The sequence below is a fragment of the Psychrobacter sp. T6-4 genome (assembly GCF_052258425.1).
Taxonomy (GTDB): Bacteria; Pseudomonadota; Gammaproteobacteria; order Pseudomonadales; family Moraxellaceae; genus Psychrobacter.
Genome location: NZ_JBQQEZ010000007.1, coordinates 16288 through 36982, shown reverse-complemented (window position 1 = coordinate 36982; position 20695 = coordinate 16288). Strand labels below are relative to the sequence as shown.

General features: G+C 46.5%; 14 protein-coding genes. 3 read left to right on the top strand and 11 right to left on the bottom strand.

What is annotated here, in order from left to right; all coding sequences use genetic code 11:
• Window positions 1-102: 102 nt before the first annotated feature.
• The 10 genes from ACTXGE_RS06360 to ACTXGE_RS06315 all read right to left on the bottom strand — a co-directional run bounded on the left by ACTXGE_RS06360 (window position 103) and on the right by ACTXGE_RS06315 (window position 14291).
• Complete coding sequence (locus tag ACTXGE_RS06360) at window positions 103-249, bottom strand: DUF2256 domain-containing protein (protein WP_443542617.1); 147 nt, start codon at window positions 247-249, stop codon at window positions 103-105.
• A gap of 83 nt (window positions 250-332) precedes the next feature.
• The gene (locus ACTXGE_RS06355) at window positions 333-494 is read right to left on the bottom strand and encodes a DUF2256 domain-containing protein (RefSeq protein ID WP_443542619.1); all 162 of its coding nucleotides are present in this window, start codon (window positions 492-494) and stop codon (window positions 333-335) included.
• A 59-nt stretch (window positions 495-553) separates the two neighbouring features.
• Window positions 554-6628 (bottom strand): DNA repair ATPase, encoded by a 6075-nt coding sequence (locus ACTXGE_RS06350; RefSeq protein WP_443542621.1) that lies wholly within the window; start codon window positions 6626-6628, stop codon window positions 554-556.
• A 317-nt stretch (window positions 6629-6945) separates the two neighbouring features.
• A complete protein-coding gene (locus tag ACTXGE_RS06345) occupies window positions 6946-8967 on the bottom strand; it encodes a flotillin family protein (RefSeq protein ID WP_443542623.1) in 2022 nt (673 codons plus the stop codon).
• A 58-nt stretch (window positions 8968-9025) separates the two neighbouring features.
• Window positions 9026-9676, bottom strand: a complete 651-nt coding sequence (locus tag ACTXGE_RS06340) for a hypothetical protein (protein ID WP_443542625.1) — start codon at window positions 9674-9676, stop codon at window positions 9026-9028.
• A 212-nt stretch (window positions 9677-9888) separates the two neighbouring features.
• Window positions 9889-10830: a Xaa-Pro aminopeptidase gene (locus ACTXGE_RS06335; RefSeq protein ID WP_443542626.1), complete on the bottom strand. Its 942-nt coding sequence runs from the start codon at window positions 10828-10830 to the stop codon at window positions 9889-9891.
• Between the two features lie 123 nt (window positions 10831-10953).
• Window positions 10954-11439, bottom strand: a complete 486-nt coding sequence (locus ACTXGE_RS06330; RefSeq protein ID WP_435950315.1) for an META domain-containing protein — start codon at window positions 11437-11439, stop codon at window positions 10954-10956.
• A gap of 269 nt (window positions 11440-11708) precedes the next feature.
• Entirely contained in the window at window positions 11709-11831 is a 123-nt protein-coding gene (locus tag ACTXGE_RS06325) for a hypothetical protein (protein ID WP_317200813.1), read from the bottom strand.
• Window positions 11832-12051: 220 nt separating this feature from the next.
• Window positions 12052-13131, bottom strand: coding sequence for a lipase secretion chaperone (locus tag ACTXGE_RS06320; protein WP_443542628.1), 1080 nt, complete (start codon window positions 13129-13131; stop codon window positions 12052-12054).
• A gap of 92 nt (window positions 13132-13223) precedes the next feature.
• Window positions 13224-14291, bottom strand: a complete 1068-nt coding sequence (locus tag ACTXGE_RS06315) for an esterase/lipase family protein (RefSeq protein ID WP_443542630.1) — start codon at window positions 14289-14291, stop codon at window positions 13224-13226.
• Window positions 14292-14638: 347 nt separating this feature from the next.
• Here ACTXGE_RS06315 and map point away from each other — a divergent pair, with 347 nt between their 5' ends.
• Both map and glnD read left to right on the top strand, forming a co-directional pair.
• Entirely contained in the window at window positions 14639-15433 is a 795-nt protein-coding gene (gene map, locus ACTXGE_RS06310; protein ID WP_435950312.1) for a type I methionyl aminopeptidase, read from the top strand.
• A 123-nt stretch (window positions 15434-15556) separates the two neighbouring features.
• Window positions 15557-18316 carry a [protein-PII] uridylyltransferase gene (gene glnD, locus ACTXGE_RS06305; RefSeq protein ID WP_443542632.1) on the top strand — a complete coding sequence of 920 codons (2760 nt, stop codon included), beginning with the start codon at window positions 15557-15559 and terminating at the stop codon, window positions 18314-18316.
• An 84-nt stretch (window positions 18317-18400) separates the two neighbouring features.
• Here glnD and ACTXGE_RS06300 read toward each other — a convergent pair whose 3' ends face one another.
• Window positions 18401-19069, bottom strand: coding sequence for a hypothetical protein (locus ACTXGE_RS06300; protein WP_435950310.1), 669 nt, complete (start codon window positions 19067-19069; stop codon window positions 18401-18403).
• A gap of 341 nt (window positions 19070-19410) precedes the next feature.
• Between ACTXGE_RS06300 and dapC the strand changes: the two genes are divergently transcribed.
• Window positions 19411-20613 carry a succinyldiaminopimelate transaminase gene (gene dapC, locus ACTXGE_RS06295; RefSeq protein ID WP_435950309.1) on the top strand — a complete coding sequence of 401 codons (1203 nt, stop codon included), beginning with the start codon at window positions 19411-19413 and terminating at the stop codon, window positions 20611-20613.
• Window positions 20614-20695 lie beyond the last annotated feature (82 nt).

Below are 20695 nucleotides of genomic sequence, written 5' to 3'. Positions count from 1 at the left end.
AGCATTGCTATAATAGCTTCAACAGCACCGCCACCTCTATCTTCCTCCTCTGGCAACATTGGGTTAGAAAACGTGGCGGTTTTCTATTATCTTGATGTCAGCTCAATCTGTCTTATCCTTCCCCCGCCGACACTTCTCAGAACAATAAATCACTTGCTCCCAATCCTTCTCCCATTTCTTACGCCACGTAAAAGGTCGCTGACAAACCGGGCAGATTTTTTGTGGTAGGTTTACCTTTTTATGCGCCATAATCATGCCTTGTGTCTCATATAAAGCTGGGCTAAAAGCACCAGCCTACAACCACCGTGAGTCTCAAACTTAGTGTTTGCCATTCACTTCTGATGACTGACATTTTCAAAGGTCTTTACCCTTCGACATTGATCGGAGCAATAGACCATACTTTCCCAGTTTTTATCCAATTTCTTCGTCCAGCTAAACTCGCGCTCGCACACTGGACATTCTTTTTTGCGGACGTTCTTCTTTTTATGCGCCATGTTTCGCCTTATCCTACTATAGAGTTATCAAGGGGTGCGTAGAGCGCACCCGAAGTCTGCTATGAGCTATGCTCGTCAAAGATTTTGTTGAGCTGATTGAGGCTATTGACGATGAGTTTGCCAGATTGATCCGTGCTGGTATCGAGAGCGATTTTCTCATCCATGCGAATGGCGAGTGGCTCTAGCGCTTGTTTGAGCGCATTGGTCATCAGCTCAGTTTGCTCAGTGAGATCAGTGCTCAAAGCTTGATCGTCAGTACTAGTCGATAGACTTTGAGCTATTTGCTGCGCTAGTTGTTCAACCGCGCTGACCAGTTGTACCATCAACGCTTTTTGCATGTCGTGATTTTGCTTGAGGTACTCGCTTTCTTCCTTTTCAGCATTGTGGTCATGCTTATAGATTTGCGTGAGCTGGTTGATGCTCTTCTCAAAGCCACTATCGATGCTCTCGCTGACGACTTTGGCGTTATTTACAAAACCTGTGATAACGCTATCGGCGAGCCGTTTTTGTGCTTCAAGCTGCGCATCTCGTTTGGCTTGCTCTGCTGACTCATTTAAACGCGCGAGTTGCTCAGGGTCGTTTTGGCTAAGGTAAGTATCAAACTGGCTGCTGATAGCGTTAAAGCCACTGGCTAAATCAACGAGTTGCGCGACAATACGGGCACCGACGTCGCCATCTTCCCCGCCCATAGCTTTATTACGTAAAAAGTCCGCTTTGATTTGTGCCCAGCGCTCGGCCTCATCCGCAGTCAATTCGCCACGCATCTCCGCAAGCTTAAGCAAGTTACTCTCTGCGCCTTGGGTCAATAGTTGCGACTCGCCTAGATAGTGATCGTCGATAAGCTGGTTTAGCTCTTCTTTATTCATCACCGCCGATAGCTTTTCGGTCATTTTGTTCATGTTGCGGTAGCTGCCTTGCAGTTTAAATATTGGCTCGACGCGATATTTATCATCTTGTGAGGCGGAGGCAATGTAGGCTTGGTTGACGTCAAGGATGACCTCTTGCACCGTGAACATATGACGCAGGATAGCGATAATCTCGTTAATCTCCGAGGTGCTATACGGGTAGGTCAGCTCGCTGCTTTGCGCTTGTGCAAGATTGGCATTATCAGCCTTGGCCATCTTAATCAGACGATGGACGTCGCTCAAATCACGATTGGCAAGTGGTGCGAGGACTTTGTTTGAGGTCAGTGAGTTTTCGATATAACTGAGCGCAAAGACTTCCTCCATTCCGCTCATGATATCACCCAAATTATAGATGTCGGCACGGTTGGCGAGCATGTCAGGGACTTTAAAGGCCTCACCGCTTTCGGTGTACGGGTTACCCGCCATGACCACGCAGAACTTCTTGCCACGCATATCATAAGTTTTGCTTTTGCCTTGCCAGACGCCATCTATACGGCGTGTGCCATCGCCTAAAGAGATAAACTTCTGCAAAAACTCAGCATGAGTATGCTGGATATCGTCAAGATAGAGCATGACGTTATTGCCCATCTCAAAGGCCAAGTTGATTTTATTCAGCTCTTCACGCGCGGTGGCATTGGGCGCTTTTTCGGGGTCGAGGGAGGTGACATCATGACCGAGTGAAGGACAATTAATCTTCATAAAGATTAAGCCCAAACGATTCGCCACGTATTCCATCAAGGTGGTTTTACCGTACCCTGGTGGCGATATCATCATGAGGATGCCCATCAGATCGGTACGTTTGTCCTCGCCGACCGTTCCCATTTGCTTAGCAAGATTATCACCGATCAGAGGTAGATAGCTCTCGTTAATCAGGCGGTTACGCACAAAGGATGACAGTGGACGTGGCATAAATTCGTCCAGTCGCAATTCCTCTTTGGCGTCGTGCAAAATCTCTGAGCGCATGGCAAGATAGCGCTTGTAAGCAGGTATAACTTGGGTATCGTGATGGTGCAAACGGCTTAAGAAGTCATCGACGGCAAAGGTCAGTGTTTGGCTGTGAATGCGCTCGTGCTCGCCTAATAAGTTATCAACTTGTATCTCAAGTGAGACGTCACCGACACTGCGCGCAAAGCTCGCCACTTGATTGAGCGGATTATTAAGGCTGGTCAGCGAGGTAGCGGCTGAGAATGACAAGGTGGATGGCGTGCTAGTCGCTCCCTTGTTGCCTGCGCCTTTATTCAAGCTCACGCCAGAATCAATCAGACGCTGTACCAAGGCTTCGCGCTGACTATCTGTTAATTGGGTGAGCAAAATTGCAATCGCTTCGGGCACGTAGTGGCGACCGATATCTAAGTGCTGTTGGCGTAGCGCTTGTTCTTCGTCTAGCTTGGCACGCTGCTCTTCACTGAGTTCTGCATCGTCGTTATTTATACTGCTGGCATAAGTCTTATCCAGCAGGGCATGAAACCAGGTAGCTAGTAGCTCATAGGCTGATTTGGGTTGAAAGCCCAGCTTACCGATTGCGTATGTGAGTTGTTCAAAGCCAGCCTCTTTAGCATTTGATGCGCTATTGAGCGTTTGGGTCAGCTGCTCGCATAATTGCTGCGCTTGCTGACTGGTCAGCCAGTTTATTGCAACATCAGGGCTACCCGACTGCCCCATGACGCTGACCAAATACTCACAAGCCAATTGCACGTAGCTTTGTTTAAAGATATTGGCATTATGAATATTGCTAGCGCCTAGCTCCGAATGTGTCTCTAGGGTCGCCTCTACACTCTCTTGCTTACCGTCGTAAGTGGCGACAAACTCGCGCATGACCTGCGTCATATCTTCTACTAGCAAGACTTTGGCAGTATCACTACCGAGGCTGCGGCGCAACTGCTCAGCAATCACAGCTCTATCCGTCCAGTTGCGCGCGCGCGTAAGCACTGACTCATTCAACCAGTTGTCATAACCAAATTGGCGCAGACCCTCTAACCCTAACGCCTGCACAAGACCCAACTGCCAATAAAACAGCTGCGCCAATCCCCGTACTTGCGGGGTATAAATGAGCAATCCCGCCTCGCGTAGGGTCGGTAGTATCTGTAGCAATAACAGCGTGGCATCGTGATCATGAATGCCCTTGTCATAGCCGAGCTGATAACGCGGCGTAGCATAAGCTTTGACTAGTTTGGCAAGTGGGCTGTTGTCAATGCTATCCATGCCACTCGCAGTGTCCGTTTCATCAAGAGCCTGATATAGGCGCGCCTCAGTGATGCCGTCTTGGTTATTTTTTGCGCTCTCGATAATGCTATAAGCCAGATACTCGCCGCGGTAAACCGTATCGGATTCTGAGGCAATACTGATATCCCAATACGGACGCAAAGCGTTTAATTCGGCATTGTCCAATACTTCATAATAATCGGTGCCTGTCAGGTGCAAATTTAGTACGCGCTTGCCATCATTCTGCTGGCGACTGAGCAAGGTCAAATCGAGCGGCTGAGTATTAACCGAAAAACGGTGCTTGCCAAGCTTAATAATTTGACCGCCCTCTTCAAACAAGTCGGACTTGTCTTTGAGGCTTTTGTAGCTCTCAATCTGAATCGCTTTGAGTCGTGCATCGATGTCATCGGCTTTGACACTAAAGCCCATCTCTTGCAAGCTCTTAGCGATGCCGCGTACCTTTTGTACCAGGCCATCAGCAGCAAAGTAAGTATTGAGTGACTCTTCATCCTTGAAGCCTGTAACACCTGTACTTTGCGTACGCTTTTTGATGCTATCTAACATGCGCAGCGCACCATCGCCTAAGTTTTGCGCTTTGCGATTGCGGGCGTCGAGCAATTGCTGTTTGTGATTCTCAAACGTATCGTAAATCTCTTCACGCTTAGCAATGATATCGGCTAAGAACTGATCGCCGCCACCGATCTCAGGGTCAGCAAACTGACTCTCCAGCTCCTCTAATTGCACCAGCAGCTTTGCCATTTGCTCATCGGACTTCTCAGGCGTATTGGCAATCGACAAGGCATTGGCGATGGATTGACCGAACAGCTTGAACTGCGCGCCAAACTGCGCGACCGCTTCGGCGGAACCTAAATTTTTGCGTTTGTGATTGAGCTTAGCTTTACTTTGATTGAGGCTTGAGTAAATGGTCGAGATGTCATCTATGATCTGCGTGCGCACCGTGGCATCAGCGACATCTAATGTACCAAGTAATTCAGTGAGCAAATCAAGCCCTTGCGCAGTCTCGTCAATTTTATCTAATACTGGCTTTAGCTCGGCATTGGTTTCTGCGGAATTTAAGCGCTCGCTGACATCCGCCAATATGCCCTCATAACTCGCTAGCGCCTCATCAGCGCTTAAAAATACGACTGTCTGTTCGGCAAGCTCGCTCTCGGCAGTCTCTAACTGGGTTTTTAGTGACTCCAGCTTGTCACTGTCTAAATAACGCAGCTCCTCTAAGCTAACCAAATGGCCTTTTTGCCGTCTGATATTGGATAACTGCTCGACATAATCGCTAGCAGACTCAAAGGTAGTGATCTTTATCTGGCGCAGGATTTCATCTTGCTTGGCTTGGGCGTCCGCTAATGCCTTTTGGGTTTGCTTTTGGATACTTTGGACTTTGGCGAACTCATCAATGACTAGCTCAGCGGTCTCGGTGACCTCGCGGATACTACCTGCAATCTCATTTAAATCAGGCTCGGATAGCCAATAGTAGTTATCGAATAAGCGACTGGTATTATCCGCTAATTCCTCATAGAGCTTTTGTGAGACGCTTTGATTGTCGATCAGGCGGGTAATGCTGTACAGATCAGAGATGCCGCGCACCAGTTCTTTATTGCCGATTTTGCCATAGAAGCTGGTGCTCTCAGGCAGCTCACTGATGTACTCGGCTGACGCATAGGGCGTGTGCCATATCTGCATGGGGTGAATACGTGACGGCTCACTTTGAGCCGTGAACAGCACCAAACGGCCATTCTCTGCCAGTGCCATGCCGTTACAATAAATGGGATTGGCCAACTGCTTTTTGATAAGGTTGTAGGCAAATAGCCCAGTGACGCCCAAGTCTCTGTCATAAAACAAAAACAGCACATCCTCACCGTTTGGGGAGACAATGCGGCGCTTAAACTTTAGGTTTTTGTTATTACCGCTGCTGGTATTGCCATCGCCGTTATTGCTCTCAAACAGCTTATACTCGCCCGTTTGCAGGTAATAGCCCCCTGGGAAGATAATGCCGTGATCCTCAGGCAATTGCACACAAGACTGTCCGATAGCGTCCAAGCGTAGCACCGCTTCGGTCAGGGTGTTATAGACAAAGTAGCGGTAATTATCTTCGCGATAAGGTAGAATTTTGAGAAGTATTAAACTGCCAACTTTGGCATAATGAATCTGCGCATCGGTCAGCGATTGAGTACTATCACTGACAGGCTCATTATAGATACCTTGACCTGACTGCGTATTGTTCTCAATCTTAATGGTCAGATTACCACCGACCGTCTCCACAAATATCGTATCTAAGATATTCATGTGCGGGTATTTACCATTGATCATCTGCTCACGCGTGGTCTCTATCCACTCAAAATCATAAGCGGGCGGCAGTTCGATATCGCGCTCACCGCGGTTATCGACATAGGCCACCTGCGCCGGTTCTGGCGTACCCTCGCTAAAGTCTAAGGCAAAGCGAAACACCCGAATATCAGTGATACGCTCACCGATCTGAAACGCTAATAGCAGTTTGCTGTCTTTTACGGTGATTTGGATCAGGCGGGTTTGCTTATAGTAGCGATACAGCTCATTGAAATCTTGGACGAAGTTATCTTGATCCAAAAACGTACCCGTTAAATCGACCTCCTCTAACTGATACTTTTGCTCAGTGCTCGATGCTAAATCGTCATTTTCAGGCTCTATAAGACGATAAAGCGATAGCACGTCTTTGATATTGCTGGCACGTTTGAGCCCCATAAAGACGTTGTAGCCAAATAGTAGATAGTCGCCTACTTGCACCATGTCCTGTGCCACGCAGTTGTATTCAGTACGAATACGCGTGCGTGCGATGACTTGCATCTGTGTGCTACCAAACTCTTCTAAGCGGGCATTATTAAGGGTCGCTGTTTGAGCTTGTAGACGGCTGCCTTGCTCAGTTAAGCGGCGTTTGATCAGCTCATAGGCATTGCCTGAGGCGACGGCTTGGTCCGTTTGCTGGGCCGAATGAGGCGTGCTGTCTGAAGGGTTTGGGTTTTGCGTATCCGCCATCGTGAGTCGTCCATTTCTGTTTTTAGACAATAAGAGAATTTTGGGCAATAAAGAAAATAAGAAGGCTTTGGCTCGTCTAAAAAAACGCGGGTAAGATACTAAGATACCTAAAGCATTTTTTTAGACTAGCCAACTCAGTATTGCTTGAAATTTGAGTTGACGTAGGGTGTGGTTAGCGCAGCGTAACCCGCCTCACGTATAATTCCAACAGCCAAAGGCGGGTTACGTTTAGTCCTCACTCTCTACGAGAGCTTGGCAAAACTAACCCACCCTACGCTAAATCAGAGAAACCAACACTATATTGAATTTATTAATAATTAGTCGTTATGTTTAACAGACTCATCATTTGACTTATTAACCTTATTCATAACCTGATTGGCCATCACCCCATTGATGATACCGCTGAGCGTATCGGACTTGCCAGCGAGACCATCGATGGCTTTACCGATAGAGAGTGACTTGGCGAAGTTATCAAAGAAGTGCTCCTCGCCACCGACAATATCGATTTTGGCTTTTTGGAGCGCCACTGCCAGTACTTCAGCATTTTCTTTGGCAATCTCTTTACCCGCGTCGATAGACGCCATCGCTTCTTGCAATGCGGTCTCAAGGCTCATGCGGAACTCTTCGTGCTCGCGTGCTTCCTTACTCATGCTACCCATGGCATTGAACTTCTCGACCAGACCATCGGCCTCAGCTTGGAAGTGCGCGCGAGTGACTTCGGCTTTTGCCAGACCCACTTCACGCTCGGCTTTAGCATTGGATTCACCGCGAGCCGCAATAACGGCGGCGTCCGCCATTCCGATATCACGATCAGACTTGGCATTGGACTCACCACGTGCGGCGATGACCTCAGCATTTGCCATGCCTTTTTCGCGCTCTGATTGCGCTTCAGCTTGCCCTGTGGCTCTGATGATATTGGCTTTGGCGAGACCTTCTTTTTCTAAGGAGCCTGCTTTGGCTTCTTGAATAGCCGCCTCGGCGAAACCATGCGCTGACTCTTCAGCCTTGATGCCTTCTGCCATTTTGACTTTAGCTTCGGCGTCTTTGGCTGAGGCTTCTAGATTGGCATTAGCAAGGGTCATGATTTCAACCGCTTTGTGCTTAGCAGATAGCTCTTCGGCTTCGGCCTTTTTGACTTGACGGACTTTGATCTCTTCGGCGTCCGCTTCAGCGGCGAGGACGCGGGTTTGCTTATCACGATCCGCTTCACTGATTTCGCGGACTTCTTTAATGCGCTCTTCTTCTTGCGCCACTGACTTATCGACAACGATACGCTCACGGATGACGTTAGCGATTTCTTTTTTCTCAAGCTCAATCGCTTTTTCAGCTTCAATACGCTGCAGATCCACTTCACGCTCGCGCGAGACAATCTCTAAGTCTTGAGCGCGGGTGACTTTTTCTTGCTCAATGATCACCGCACGCATTCGGTTTTGCTCAGCGACTTCGATTTCACGTTGCTGGTTTTCACGTTGTACCGCTAAGTCTTGCTCCACCATGATGACCGCAGTTTCAGACTTTTTGCGCTCTTCTTCTTCAATTTTGCGCGTTTCAGCCGTCTCGCGAGCAATCACTGAAGAGATTTCACGATTTTGCTTGGCTTCGGCGTCCGCTTGTTGACGCTCAAGCTCAAGCATCGCCTCAACGGTTTCGACGTTTTTCTTTTTCACCGCCAGCTCTTCGTCACGTTCAAGCTCGTTGGTAATGATGTTTTGCGTCGCCGTCAGCTGCGTGATCTTTTTGATACCCTCAGCGTCCAAGATATTGCTGGAGTCAAGCGAGGCTTTTGGCGTTTGCTCTAAGTAATCAATCGCCACATCTTCTAGGACATAACCGTTAAGATCGTTGCCGATCTCTTGCACGATACTGTCACGAAACTCGCTACGATTTTCAAACAGCTTAACGAAATCAATTTGCTTACCGACCGTTTTGAGCGCTTCTGAGAACTTAGCATTAAATAGCTCATTGACCGCCACTTTGTCTGAGGCGCGCTCAACACCAACCGATTTGGCAACTTTAAGTACGTCCTCTTCGGTCTCGTTGACTCGCAAATAAAACGCCACGGTGATATCAGCACGCATATTGTCCGCGCAAATCAGTCCCTCTTTACCGCGGCGATCCACCTCTAGAGTGATTAATGAGATTCGCATCAACTCTTTTTTATTGATAATAGGCCAAACAAAGCCACCATCAAAACGCACGGCGATTTTATTCACGCCGTTAATAATAAGCGCCTTGCCCTGCTCAACCTTAAAATAAAAGGCTTTGAGCATGAGCAGCGCTGCCATAACGAAAACAAATGCCAGCACCACAACCACGCCGACGATAATGAGTATGTCCATATTTTTTCCTATAATTAAAACAAGCTATGCCACTATAAATGGCGATTATCAGTAACTTCTAATCTTTAACGCGTTCTACTCGGTAGGTATTGGCTTCTGCTAAATACTCAACCAACACGACTTTATCGCCTTGTTTAAGCGAATACTCTTGCTCACTGCTATCAGGGCGAATCTTGAGTATGAGTCCGGCGCCGCCATCACTTAATTGCGCCTCGCCGTGCTTGTCTGTGACGCTAAGCGTGCGCACGATGGCTGTTTTTCCGATATTGCTAATAGCGTTGCGCTTGGGAATTTTGGCGATGTTTTTGCGAATAGGGGCGATGATCAGGCCTGTCAGCCACATAGATACGACGAGTACCAATAATAAAGCGCCTGTACCAAACACCCAATACAAAATACCTGAGCTAATATAATCATGTAGTAAGCTGGTATAGACGTAGCTAAGCAGCCAACCGATGAGGCTAATTAGCGTTAAAATAATAATGAGCGGCACGCCGTATAACCCAAATTTGAGTAGCAATCCTGAAAAAAACCCTGCCGATGACACATCAGAGATATCGGCGCTATCACCAACATCTACGCTATCCATATCCACCATGCCGAGCAAAGAGACGATCCAATACAAGGTGACAAACATGACTAGACCGGTAAAGACAAGCGTCGGATACAAACTGATCTTGGTGATGAATAACAAAAAAGCGTCTTGCATGTGGTGCTCCTACGTTTTGCACTTGCTCAATGGATCTCTACTTATGTACCACTTGACTGTTAGTCATTGATTCCGCCAAACCCAACCTGTGCAAAAAAGCCTATCAGGCTTGAGCAATCGGGCTCAACTTATGTTTCTTTGTTAGTTATTATATAGGCAAAAATCAGTCTCTAGAGAAAATTTATGACCGATAAATGAGCGCTTATGCATGTTCACTGGCGACCCCAAACGGGCGCGCGCACAACCGTATCTGCTTGACTGCTAATCGTATAACTATTGCCGCCCGTCAATGAGGCAATCACTAAACTACTTCGAGTTGGATAAACAGCGTACTGCCCAGAGGGAGACAGGCGCGCCGGCTCATCAAGTCCCGTTTCAGCGAGATCGATCACCTGCCCTGTCGCCAAGATCATGACTGCCGCTTTGCGCCCATTGAGATACGCCATGCGTTGACCATCACCGCTCAGCTGCGGGCTTGCCGCATAGCCGCCAGTCGCTATAGGAGAGGCGCTACTACTAGCAAAATCATAACGATAGATACGCGGACGCCCTGCTCGGACTTTGTCACTGACATAAACGAAGCTTGCGCCGTCTGGAGCATAGCTTGGCTGCACTTCTGTACTCTTTAGGGTAGTCAGTTGACGCGTACTACCATCAATTAACGACAGCTCATAGATATCAGCGTTGCCGCCGACCGTTGAGCTATAAAGCATTTTTTTACTATCAGGTGAGAAGGAGGCGGATAGATTGCTGCCATTACTATTGACGATAAGATTGCGCGTTTGACGACTTAGATCATAGATATAAATCTTGGGCGGCTCGCGCATAGCTTGCTTACTGTAGGCCAGCAGCTGACCATCGGTTGACCATGCGGGCGCGTAGATATAGCCATTAAGCTGCTCAATAAGCTTTCGATCGCTGCCATCAGGACGGATAGTATAAAGCGTCGATATCTTACTTGCGCTCGCGCCTTGCTCCTCGACATAAGCGATACGGCCTGTGCGATCGATTATAGGCATAGCGGCGGTCAGTGGACTGCTGATGCTGGTATCGATAGTTGTTTTTGGGGCAGAAAGGGTTTGGCAACCGCTAACAAGGGTGATAGTCAGTAGCGCAAATAGTACCTGACTATTAAAAGAGAAAGCTTTTGGCATAACTGCAATCCAGTAGAGGGCTGTGAGTTACTCTAGTGTAACGCAATTGTTGCAAAAAAAATGCCCCACTATAGCGTGAGGCATCATTATAAAGTAGCTTTATGAGTCATCTATTGTCGCTAACTATTTAGCAACCGCTTTAAAATAAGCGACTTGATTGTTGTTACGAATAGTCAAAATAGGCACGTTATTGGCATTTTTATTAATATCATATTTGCCTTGTACAGTAGCCATCGTCGCAGTATCAAAGCTGGCTTGTGGCTCAGGACATTGCATAAGCGTGCTCATCATATTACCAAACTCAACGTTACTGTTAACGACTCTATATTCAGCGCCCATATTATTACAGGTATTCATAAAGGTAACGCGATTGGTACCCTCAGCCTCAAAGAAGTTCAGTGTTAAAGGTTTGGCAGGGTTATAAAATAGCTGAGATATCTGCTCGCCGTTGGCACGTTTGGCGTCAACGAGCTGCCAGTTGTAAGCTTGCAAAGCGCTAGTCGTTACAGGCTGCGCCGTAGGAGCGTTGACGGTAGGCGTCGTCTGACACCCTGCTAAAACGCCAACTGCAAGTGTACTTGTCATCAAGATTTTAGTCATGGTTTTCATAATATCTCCTAAATATCAGTAGTATTTAATTATTGTCTTATTTGTAGTGCTTAACTTGTAGTGCTAAACAATCTAGCTATTGTGCCTGACTAAACCATGTCTGTCATGAGCTATCCTGTATACGACGCGCCCCTACTTTGTACTTTGTTATATGTGTTTTGCTAATAAGGCTTGTCAGATGAGCTAATAGCTGCTAACTGCTCGCTTTAAATTCAGGCATAAAAAAACCCCACTAGTTTGTGAGGTCGTTAAACAAGTATTACTGATAATTAGATGACATCTGTACCTGTAATATCAGGCTGGTCGGTTGGCTGTGCCATCATCGACTGGCAACCTGCTAACATAGTCATCATTACGATACCGGTCATTAGTGCTTTGGTCAGGTTTTTCATTGAAGCTCCCTAAATGTTGTTATAAGTTGGTTTATGGGTACTCATATAAAAGTCGTTGTTGAATGTTAAACTAAAGCTACTCTTATATCAAAATACGAGGCTGCTACTTTAACTTCATGCAAGATGCATAAAAGTAACGAGCTTGTATTTCCATTAGCAACCGTAACTTATCTAAGTCTCAATCACAACTGTCTTTTATCTGACTAAAAGTTATTTAATGTTATTGAGAGGTCTCCTGTTTAAGAGCGGCATAACCCGTTAAGCGTTTACGTTCAGTCTCGCTAAAGAGTTGCTGCTCGAGTTGATTGATTTGAGTTTGTACGTTATCTGGATTTTGCGTTAATAGTTGCTGTTTTTGCACTTGATACTGGGTAAAGCGCTGATCAAAGTCAGCATCCTCGGCATCAAGCTTGGCAAGCCTTGTCGCCGCAGGTGCGCCAACGAGCTCACGGCGCATGTTATATAGCTCCTCAGGCGTGGCGCCGCGCGCTTTCATCTGCTTGCTGCGCTGCATTAGCTTTGCCATATTGACTTGCTGTTCGATATTGGTTTTGATCGCGCCATCAGGTAGCCGGCTAACGTAATCCTCTTGCGCCGCTTGCTTTTGCGCTGTACTCAGTTGCGAGTTTTGCTCAATTCTCATCATCTCAATATTATAGTCATCATACTCATCTTCACTCCCAAAAAACGCTTGTATAGTCTGGTCATCAAAGTATTGCTGACGCAAACGAGCGACGTCTTGTTTTTGCTGCATGACCATGTTTAGATCGAGCTCGCCATTTTGGGTGGCCTGCAATTGCAGCGTGCCATAGCGTTTTTGAATCTCAGGGATGGCTTTGAGATAAGCGACATACTGATGGTATAGCCCGATAGCTTGAGACGCCGCAGGTTCAGGGGTTACACTACGAATATAGCTCTCAACGCGGGCATGTATGGTCGCCTCATCCTCCTCTCCTAGCGCTGATAAAAAATAATCAAACAGTCGGCGCAGCCCTTCGGTCACCACTAGCTGACGATTTTCATCGATGATTATTTCGCCATCGACGTCCGTGCCTTGTAGTGAGCGCGGTAGATTCTCAAGTCCTGTAACAAACCGAGTATTGCCGTTATCAGCTACATTCTCTGCGACAACAGCGCTTGAGGAGTCGTTTAATATCTCACTATCGGTTGTTGTCGTTTGCATATTTTCGCTTTGTCTGTCACTTGATGTCGGTTTAAACCATAGAACAACAGCAATCAGCGCTGCGATGACAAGACCGATGACGACAAGTAATAAATAAGGGCGACGATCGTGTGACATAGTAGCGTTATCTTGTTATACGAACCAATGTTGATAAGTATTGATTAAGCTCTAACCAAAATATTTTGAATGAAATGCCTTTTGGCTAGCTATTATAGGTTTGCTTTTTTGAGACGATTGACCTGACTGCGATAGATAGTCGCAGGATTGGTCTCGCGCCATGATACTAGGCCCAATAGCTGATTGGCTGAATCTAAGTGATTCATTCTATAGTCATCACGAATGACGTAACCCAATCGGCTTGAGCAGACCGATACTAAGCCATCATTTTGATCCGCGCCAAAGGGGACACTAGTTGCTAGCAAAATAGGATCAGTGACATCAGTGAGATTGGTCAGTTGACCTTTGCCGCTGAACGAGTAGTAATTGATACCATTGATTTGCGTGCTCGTTGGCTGACCACAGTAGCGTGTTGGCATAGCGGCTGGGAATTTGGCGTTGAATTTAGCGGCGCCCTCAGTAGACAAAGCGACCAAAGCGTTCCAGGCGTCTTGTTCTTGCAGTTCAGTAACACTTACGCCTGAGCCAATATCAGTTGCTATGCCTAATAGCTTAAAGAGTCCAGCAGCAGCTTCTGTGACTACGCTATCCTCTGAGAGCTGCGACATAATAGCGTCAGCGGTCTTTGAGCCTTGTTCTGGGCTCGCCACGGCGGTCACTGATGACACGTACTCTGGTGCCACGCCAGCCACGTAACGAATATCGATACCGCCTTGGCTATGGCCTATCAGATTGACTTTTGGTTTGCCTGAGATGGCGGAGATAAGCTTGACCTGCTGAAGCAGCTGCTCGCCGCGTACTTCACTATTATTAGCCGCTGAGGTTTTGGTTGCATATACATCGGTGCCGCCGCGCATTAATGTCTGCGGAATACCATAAAAGTAATCTAACGCCCCAAATAATTTATTAAAACCGCCAAGACCGTGAGCTAACACCACAGGGCTCTTGGTATCGGTATAGCTTGAGGTAAATAACCTAGCGCCTGCCAACTGACAGCCGCTAGGTGCTGAACAAGTATAGTAAGTCGCAGCTTGTACCGAGGTTGATGACAGGGTCATCATGAGTAGGCCAGTACCTAGGCCACCAAGTACGGGTACAATTTTGCGCGGCGTGATAATAGCTTGAAAGGAGTGCTTGATTTTTTGCGTGGTTGACGTCATGACTACATCCTTGTTGTCGATAAATAACTTGCTGTCGATAAATAATGAATGACAAGGTATGAGCATTACTCACTTATATTGAGTAGGGCCGATACCATTGAAATTAGTGCAAATCCATTGCATGCTCAATTTACAGAGTACTTATATTTAGTAATAGTAACTATTTAGTAACAATAGGCTTATTATTTTAACTATTCATTATTTTTGCGTGACCTTACAGTCAAAGCTAAACATATAATCGGTAAAGACTTTTAGCAGACAAACCCTTATATGATTTTGGCAAAACCGCAAATAATCCATTCATGGTATAATTAGCATACTTCAACCCCCTAACGATAAGCATAATTATGATAACTAAAAAATCACTTATTCAGTCTCCTGAAGCGATAGAAAAAATGCGTGTTGCCGGTAAGCTTGCCAGCGACGTCCTCGTCATGCTCGATGAGCACGTCAGAGTCGGTATCAGTACCGAAGCGCTCAATCAAATCGCTCACGATTACATTGTCAATGAGCAAGGCGCTATTCCAGCTCCGCTCAATTACAACGGCTTTCCTAAATCAATCTGTACCTCAGTCAATCATGTGGTCTGTCATGGTATTCCTACCGATAGTAAGCTGCTTAAAGACGGCGATATTATCAATATCGATGTCACGGTCATAAAAGACGGCTATTATGGCGATACCTCAAAGATGTGGATCGTCGGCAAAGGCTCTATCATGGCTAAGCGCATTTGCGATGTCGCTCAAAAAGCGCTGTACGCTGGTATGAGCGTTGTCAAAGACGGCGCGCGTCTGGGTGATGTCGGCGCGGCCATTCAAGAAGTGGTCGAGCCTGAGCGTTTTAGTATCGTACGCGAGTTCTGTGGTCATGGTATTAGCGATACCTTTCATCATGAGCCGCAGGTGATGCACTACGGCAAAAAGGGCACAGGCTTTGAGCTCAAAACGGGTATGACCTTTACCATTGAGCCGATGATTAACCAAGGCACTTGGCAGACTAAGATACTACCTGATGAGTGGACGGCGATTACTAAAGATCGTAAACTCTCAGCACAGTGGGAGCATACCATGGTCGTGACCGATAATGGCTGTGAGGTCTTTACGACTCGACCTGAAGAAGATTTGAGCTTTTTGACGCAGTAATAAAGAATAGACCGCTTAGGCGGTCTTTTTTTTGGTTTTAAAGTGCGTTTTTATTTATTATTTACCTCTATAATTATCTTGCACCCCAACAAGTTTAACCCAAAGATCAAACGGGATACCCTTATGTTTAATTGCGATGTCGCGGCTGTCTACATTACTCCACTGCCCGCCTTACAGCCGCCTGATATGACTACCGATACGCCTTTATTGGTCGTAAGCGACCCAAGCAGAAAGTCGTTACTGGGCATTCCTGAGTGGCTTGCACAAATCAACGAGGACATCAGTAGCGGCGTTGTACGCGGTATTGACATACGCCAACTGGTCATCGCTCGCGCCTGTGCGATTGATGAGTTGCTCAGAGCCTTATTCTTATGGTTTGAGCTGGACAAAACCGACCTTGCGCTCTTTGCCACGGGGGGTTACGGTCGCGGCGAGCTATCCCTATACTCAGATATCGATATTTTACTACTAGCACCCAAAGAGATCAGCAAAGACGTCAGTAGTCGTATAGATCGCTTGGTGGCACTACTTTGGGATGTCGGTCTTGAACCTGCGCTCTCGGTGCGCACTACGTATGAATGCTTTGAGGCCGCAACAGATCACACGATTGCTACTGCTTTATTAGAGGCAAGACTATTAATCGGTAATGATGATCTCAAAGCCATACCCAAACGCGTGGTCAATGAGCAGTGGTCTCAGCGTGCTTTTTTTGAGGCAAAGATAGGTGAGGCCAAATCGCGCTATCTGCGTCACAATGCTACCGAATACAACCTTGAACCCAATATCAAAACCGCACCGGGCGGCTTGCGTGATATCCACATCGTCGGCTGGGTAACTAAGCGCTATTTTCGGGTTGGTAAGCTTTATGATCTAGTACAGCAGAACTTTTTGACCGAAAAAGAGTTCGATGAGCTAAATTTTGCCGAGGACTTTTTATGGCAGATACGCCATCATTTACATGAGCTAACGGGGCGCAACGAGAACAAGCTATTATTTGATTATCAGCGTGATATTGCACAGCGCATGGGCTATGAGATGCAGCCAAGTGATGAGCCTAACGCCGCCGTCGAGCGCTTTATGCGGGATTATTATCGCTGCGCCATGCAGATATCAACGCTCTCTGAGATGCTTACCAACCACTATTTTGAGACCATTATCGAGCCTGAGCTTTCTGATGAAGAGCGTCCGCGCAAGCGTCCTCTAAATGCTCATTTCAATCAGATTGGCGATCAGATCGCGATGGCGCATCATCGTGTTTTTGCCCAGCACCCTGAGACGATTCTTGAGATGTTTTTGCTCATGGGACAACACGGCATCAAAACTGTACGCACTCGTACCTTAAGAGCGCTTAAGATTGCGGCGCGCGGTATTGATGAAACTTACCGTGATAACATTGATCATCAGGCGCTGTTTTTGGCGAATCTAAAGGAGCAAAACTATCTGTTCCATCGCCTGCGCATTATGAACCGTTACGGCATTTTAGGTAATTATATTCCCGCCTTTGGTCAAGTAACAGGTCTTATGCAATATGATCTATTTCACCGTTATACGGTTGATGCGCATACGCTATTTTTGATTCGTATTTTGCACCGTTTTACCGATCCTGCCTACAATCAAGACTTTCCGCTGGTCAGTGCTATTTATCAACGGATTGAGCGTAAAGAGATCTTGGTATTAGCCGCGATGTTCCATGATATCGCCAAAGGTCGTGGCGGCAATCACAGTCAATTGGGGGAGACTGAATCCGTTGAGTTTTGCCTCAAGCACGGTATGAGTCTGGCAGATGCCAATCTCGTTGGCTGGCTAACTCGCTATCATCTACTGATGTCGATGACGGCACAAAAAAAGGATATCTCAGACCCTGAAGTCGTCACCATCTTTGCCAATCTGGTCGGTAATGTCACGCATCTGAATCATCTATACGTGCTGACGGTCGCTGATATGAACGCGACCAACCCTGAGCTATGGAATAGCTGGCGCGCCACTCTCATGAAGCAGTTGTACTCGCAAACGCGGCGCATATTGCGCGCGGATATCGATGCGCCAAATAACCGTAAAGATATGATCGATGCCACTTACAAGCAAGCACTGACGATGTTAGATAATGTCGACAACCAGCATATGAACCGCGATGAAGTACTCAGCCTATGGGATGATTTGGGCGATGAGTATTTTTTGCGTGAGATTGCAGAAGACATTCTTTGGCACACCGAGGCGATACTCAACCATCCCCCGATTGGACGCGCCTCAGATAGCGATAGCGCGCCATTAGTAGTGCTGCGTGAGCACCGCGAATTAGCACTTGATGCAGTGCAGGTCTTTGTTTATACCCAAGATCAAGCCAATCTGTTTGCAGTAACGATGGCGGTGTTCGATCAGATGAATCTAGACGTCTTAGATGCGCGTATTATTACTGCAACGCGAGATTTTGCTCTGGACTCTTATGTGTTGTTAGATCGCAGTGGCACGCTACTCGCTGATGAGGACAGTCAGCAAGAGCTTAAGCAGCGCTTGATTAATGCATTCAAAAATCCAACTATGCCCAAGCTTGCACATAAACGCTTGCCGCGTCAGCTTCGACATTTTGAGGTGCCAACGACTATAGATTTTGAATTTAATGAAGCCTCAAGCCAGCATATTATGAGCTTGCAGACCTTGGATCAGCCAGGCTTGCTTGCGCGCGTGGGACAAGAGTTTTTAGAGCAAAAAATAGAGGTGCATGCCGCGCGTATCACCACTTTAGGCGAGCGCGCAGAAGATATGTTTTATATCAGTGATCAAGATGACAAGCGGTTATCTAACGAAAGGCTTGCTTCGCTAAAAGCGGCTCTGATAGAGAGCTTGAATACTCGCCATAATGATACTTTAGAGTATTATCTATAAACCAAAAAAGCCTTGTCACTGACAAGGCTTTATTTTGTATTGCTAGGTCTATTTAAGCGATGTTTATCTAAGTGCACTTATACCCTATAAAGTACTTTTATATATAATTTCACTAGCGTGCTCAGTTAGGTTCTCATCAGCCAAGTCTATGGGCAAGACATCAGCGTCGACTCGCTTTTGCTTGATGATCATCCTGCCCGCCTCCACCTCTTTTTGTAGTAAGCAGCGTAGAGTAATAAGATGCAACTGTGCCTCACAGCGCTCATAAATACATTTCAAAGATAGTGGCGAGTTGGCGTGAACATCAGGGAACACGCTATCTTTGGCTAAAACATCCATCTCATTGAACGCCTGCTTACACGTCATTTCAGTCTTGGTCAAAATAGTCTGAATACGGTTGGCTAAGCGTCCTTTTTTATGTAGTAGAACAAAGAAAAGGATCGTTTGTAAACCAAATACCAGTGGATAGACCCATACAGACAAGCTAAAACCAAGTAGTCTTGTCGATAGCATTAGTATAATTGCTGCAACCACATAAGCGACCAGTTGCCAGAGTAACCACATTATGGAGCTATTGTCGCCGTACCAAAACATCTGACGCTCTTGCAGGGTAGATATGCGCTTGCGTGCATGACACCACTGTTGTTCACGTGCGCGTAACTGATCACAAATGATAGGACGAGGTTCGACTCTAGGGCTTTGATCAGTATCAAAGGTATTGTCGAGTTTTTTTGGATCATAAACGAGTGTCATATCAATTGTCCTAAGCTTATTAGGCAGCCACCTAAAAGCGGCGTCCTTATTGTTCTATTATTTATAAGCTATGGGTAATAAGGCGAACTATAATGATAGAGTGCAGCTGCTCATTATAAGACGGTTTACTACAAAATGACTGGATACGTCCTTGAGTCATCTTAAACTAAATCACCATAAACTTTATATCTTTGAACTTGAGTCATTCAACCTTTAGGTATTGGGATAATGACAATAAGCATTGGAAGAAAAAGACATCAAACAGCAGAAGTGCTACACTACTAAACTGTAATTTTTCTTTATAACTTTATTATTTATTGTCTATTATAGCCAGCGATCTTATGAATAACAACTTAACGCACCTGCATCCCTACCCCTTTGCAAAAATGGCAACTTTGCTAGAGAATAGCTCGCCTGCCCTCGACTACACTGAGATCAAGCTAGGTATTGGTGAGCCAAAACACGCACCGCCCGCCTTTGTGCTGGACGTACTACAAGAAAACTTGGACACCTTAGCGCGCTATCCGACGACGAGCGGTATGTTTGAGCTGCGTCAAACCATCGCGCACTGGTTAGAAAAGCGGTTTTTTTTGCAGCATGTCAATCCAAACTCACAAGTATTACCCGTTATGGGCTCGCGTGAAGCGATATTTAGTTTCGTTCAAGCGGTTATCAACCATGATGGCAATAACGATGAGCCTACCGTCGTCATGCCCAATCCTTTTTATCAAATCTATGAAGGGGCGGCGATACTTGCAGAGGCCACGCCGCATTTTGTACCTTGTACCCCTGCTAACAACTTTAAGGGCAGCTACCGTTCGGTACCCAAAGAGGTCTGGACGCGTACTCAGCTATTATTCGTCTGTAACCCGAATAATCCTACTGGCTCTGTGATGACTATGGATGATTGGGAATACCTGATTCGCTTATCAGATCAGCACGACTTTATTATCGCAAGCGATGAGTGCTACAGCGAGTTATATTTCGATGAGGCACCCATAGGGTTACTACAAGCGTGCGCCGCTCTTGGACGTGATAATTTCAAAAACTGTGTGGTCTTTCACTCCCTATCAAAACGCTCAAACTTGCCAGGACTGCGCTCAGGGTTTATCGCAGGCGATGGCGATATCCTACAAAGTTACCTGCAATATCGTACTTATCAAGGCTGCGCTATGCCTATCGCCCATCAACTCGCATCGATTGCCGCTTGGCAAGATGAGAAGCACGTGGCGCATAATCGCACGCTTTATAGAGAAAAATTTGCTTTGTGGATGCAAGAGTTAGGCGAGCTACTAGATCTACGTATGCCAGACGCTGGGTTTTACTTTTGGATAAAAGCGCCTGAGCAGTTCGATTGTGATGATGAAGCTTTTGTCAAAGCGCTTTATGAGCAGGCCAATATTCACGCGCTTGCAGGACGTTATCTCTCAAGGGAGGCCGATGGCTTTAACCCAGGTCAAGGCTATGTGCGTATCGCCCTAGTTGCCAGCGTTGAGGAGAGTCGTGAAGCCATTCGCCGTATCCGTACAATGCTGACCGATTAACATGACAGACTCTCTTCTCTTTGATCGTAACATGATATTTTGATAACAATGATGTTATTGTGGATTTGTGCGGGGATAGTGC

Bases quoted from the DNA above. Each gene is read 5' to 3' on its own strand.
- ACTXGE_RS06360 (WP_443542617.1), bottom strand. From the start codon at position 249: ATGGCGCATAAAAAGGTAAACCTACCACAAAAAATCTGCCCGGTTTGT.
- ACTXGE_RS06355 (WP_443542619.1), bottom strand. From the start codon at position 494: ATGGCGCATAAAAAGAAGAACGTCCGCAAAAAAGAATGTCCAGTGTGC.
- ACTXGE_RS06350 (WP_443542621.1), bottom strand. From the start codon at position 6,628: ATGGCGGATACGCAAAACCCAAACCCTTCAGACAGCACGCCTCATTCG.
- ACTXGE_RS06345 (WP_443542623.1), bottom strand. From the start codon at position 8,967: ATGGACATACTCATTATCGTCGGCGTGGTTGTGGTGCTGGCATTTGTT.
- ACTXGE_RS06340 (WP_443542625.1), bottom strand. From the start codon at position 9,676: ATGCAAGACGCTTTTTTGTTATTCATCACCAAGATCAGTTTGTATCCG.
- ACTXGE_RS06335 (WP_443542626.1), bottom strand. From the start codon at position 10,830: ATGCCAAAAGCTTTCTCTTTTAATAGTCAGGTACTATTTGCGCTACTG.
- ACTXGE_RS06330 (WP_435950315.1), bottom strand. From the start codon at position 11,439: ATGAAAACCATGACTAAAATCTTGATGACAAGTACACTTGCAGTTGGC.
- ACTXGE_RS06325 (WP_317200813.1), bottom strand. From the start codon at position 11,831: ATGAAAAACCTGACCAAAGCACTAATGACCGGTATCGTAATGATGACT.
- ACTXGE_RS06320 (WP_443542628.1), bottom strand. From the start codon at position 13,131: ATGTCACACGATCGTCGCCCTTATTTATTACTTGTCGTCATCGGTCTT.
- ACTXGE_RS06315 (WP_443542630.1), bottom strand. From the start codon at position 14,291: ATGACGTCAACCACGCAAAAAATCAAGCACTCCTTTCAAGCTATTATC.
- map (WP_435950312.1), top strand. From the start codon at position 14,639: ATGATAACTAAAAAATCACTTATTCAGTCTCCTGAAGCGATAGAAAAA.
- glnD (WP_443542632.1), top strand. From the start codon at position 15,557: ATGTTTAATTGCGATGTCGCGGCTGTCTACATTACTCCACTGCCCGCC.
- ACTXGE_RS06300 (WP_435950310.1), bottom strand. From the start codon at position 19,069: ATGACACTCGTTTATGATCCAAAAAAACTCGACAATACCTTTGATACT.
- dapC (WP_435950309.1), top strand. From the start codon at position 19,411: ATGAATAACAACTTAACGCACCTGCATCCCTACCCCTTTGCAAAAATG.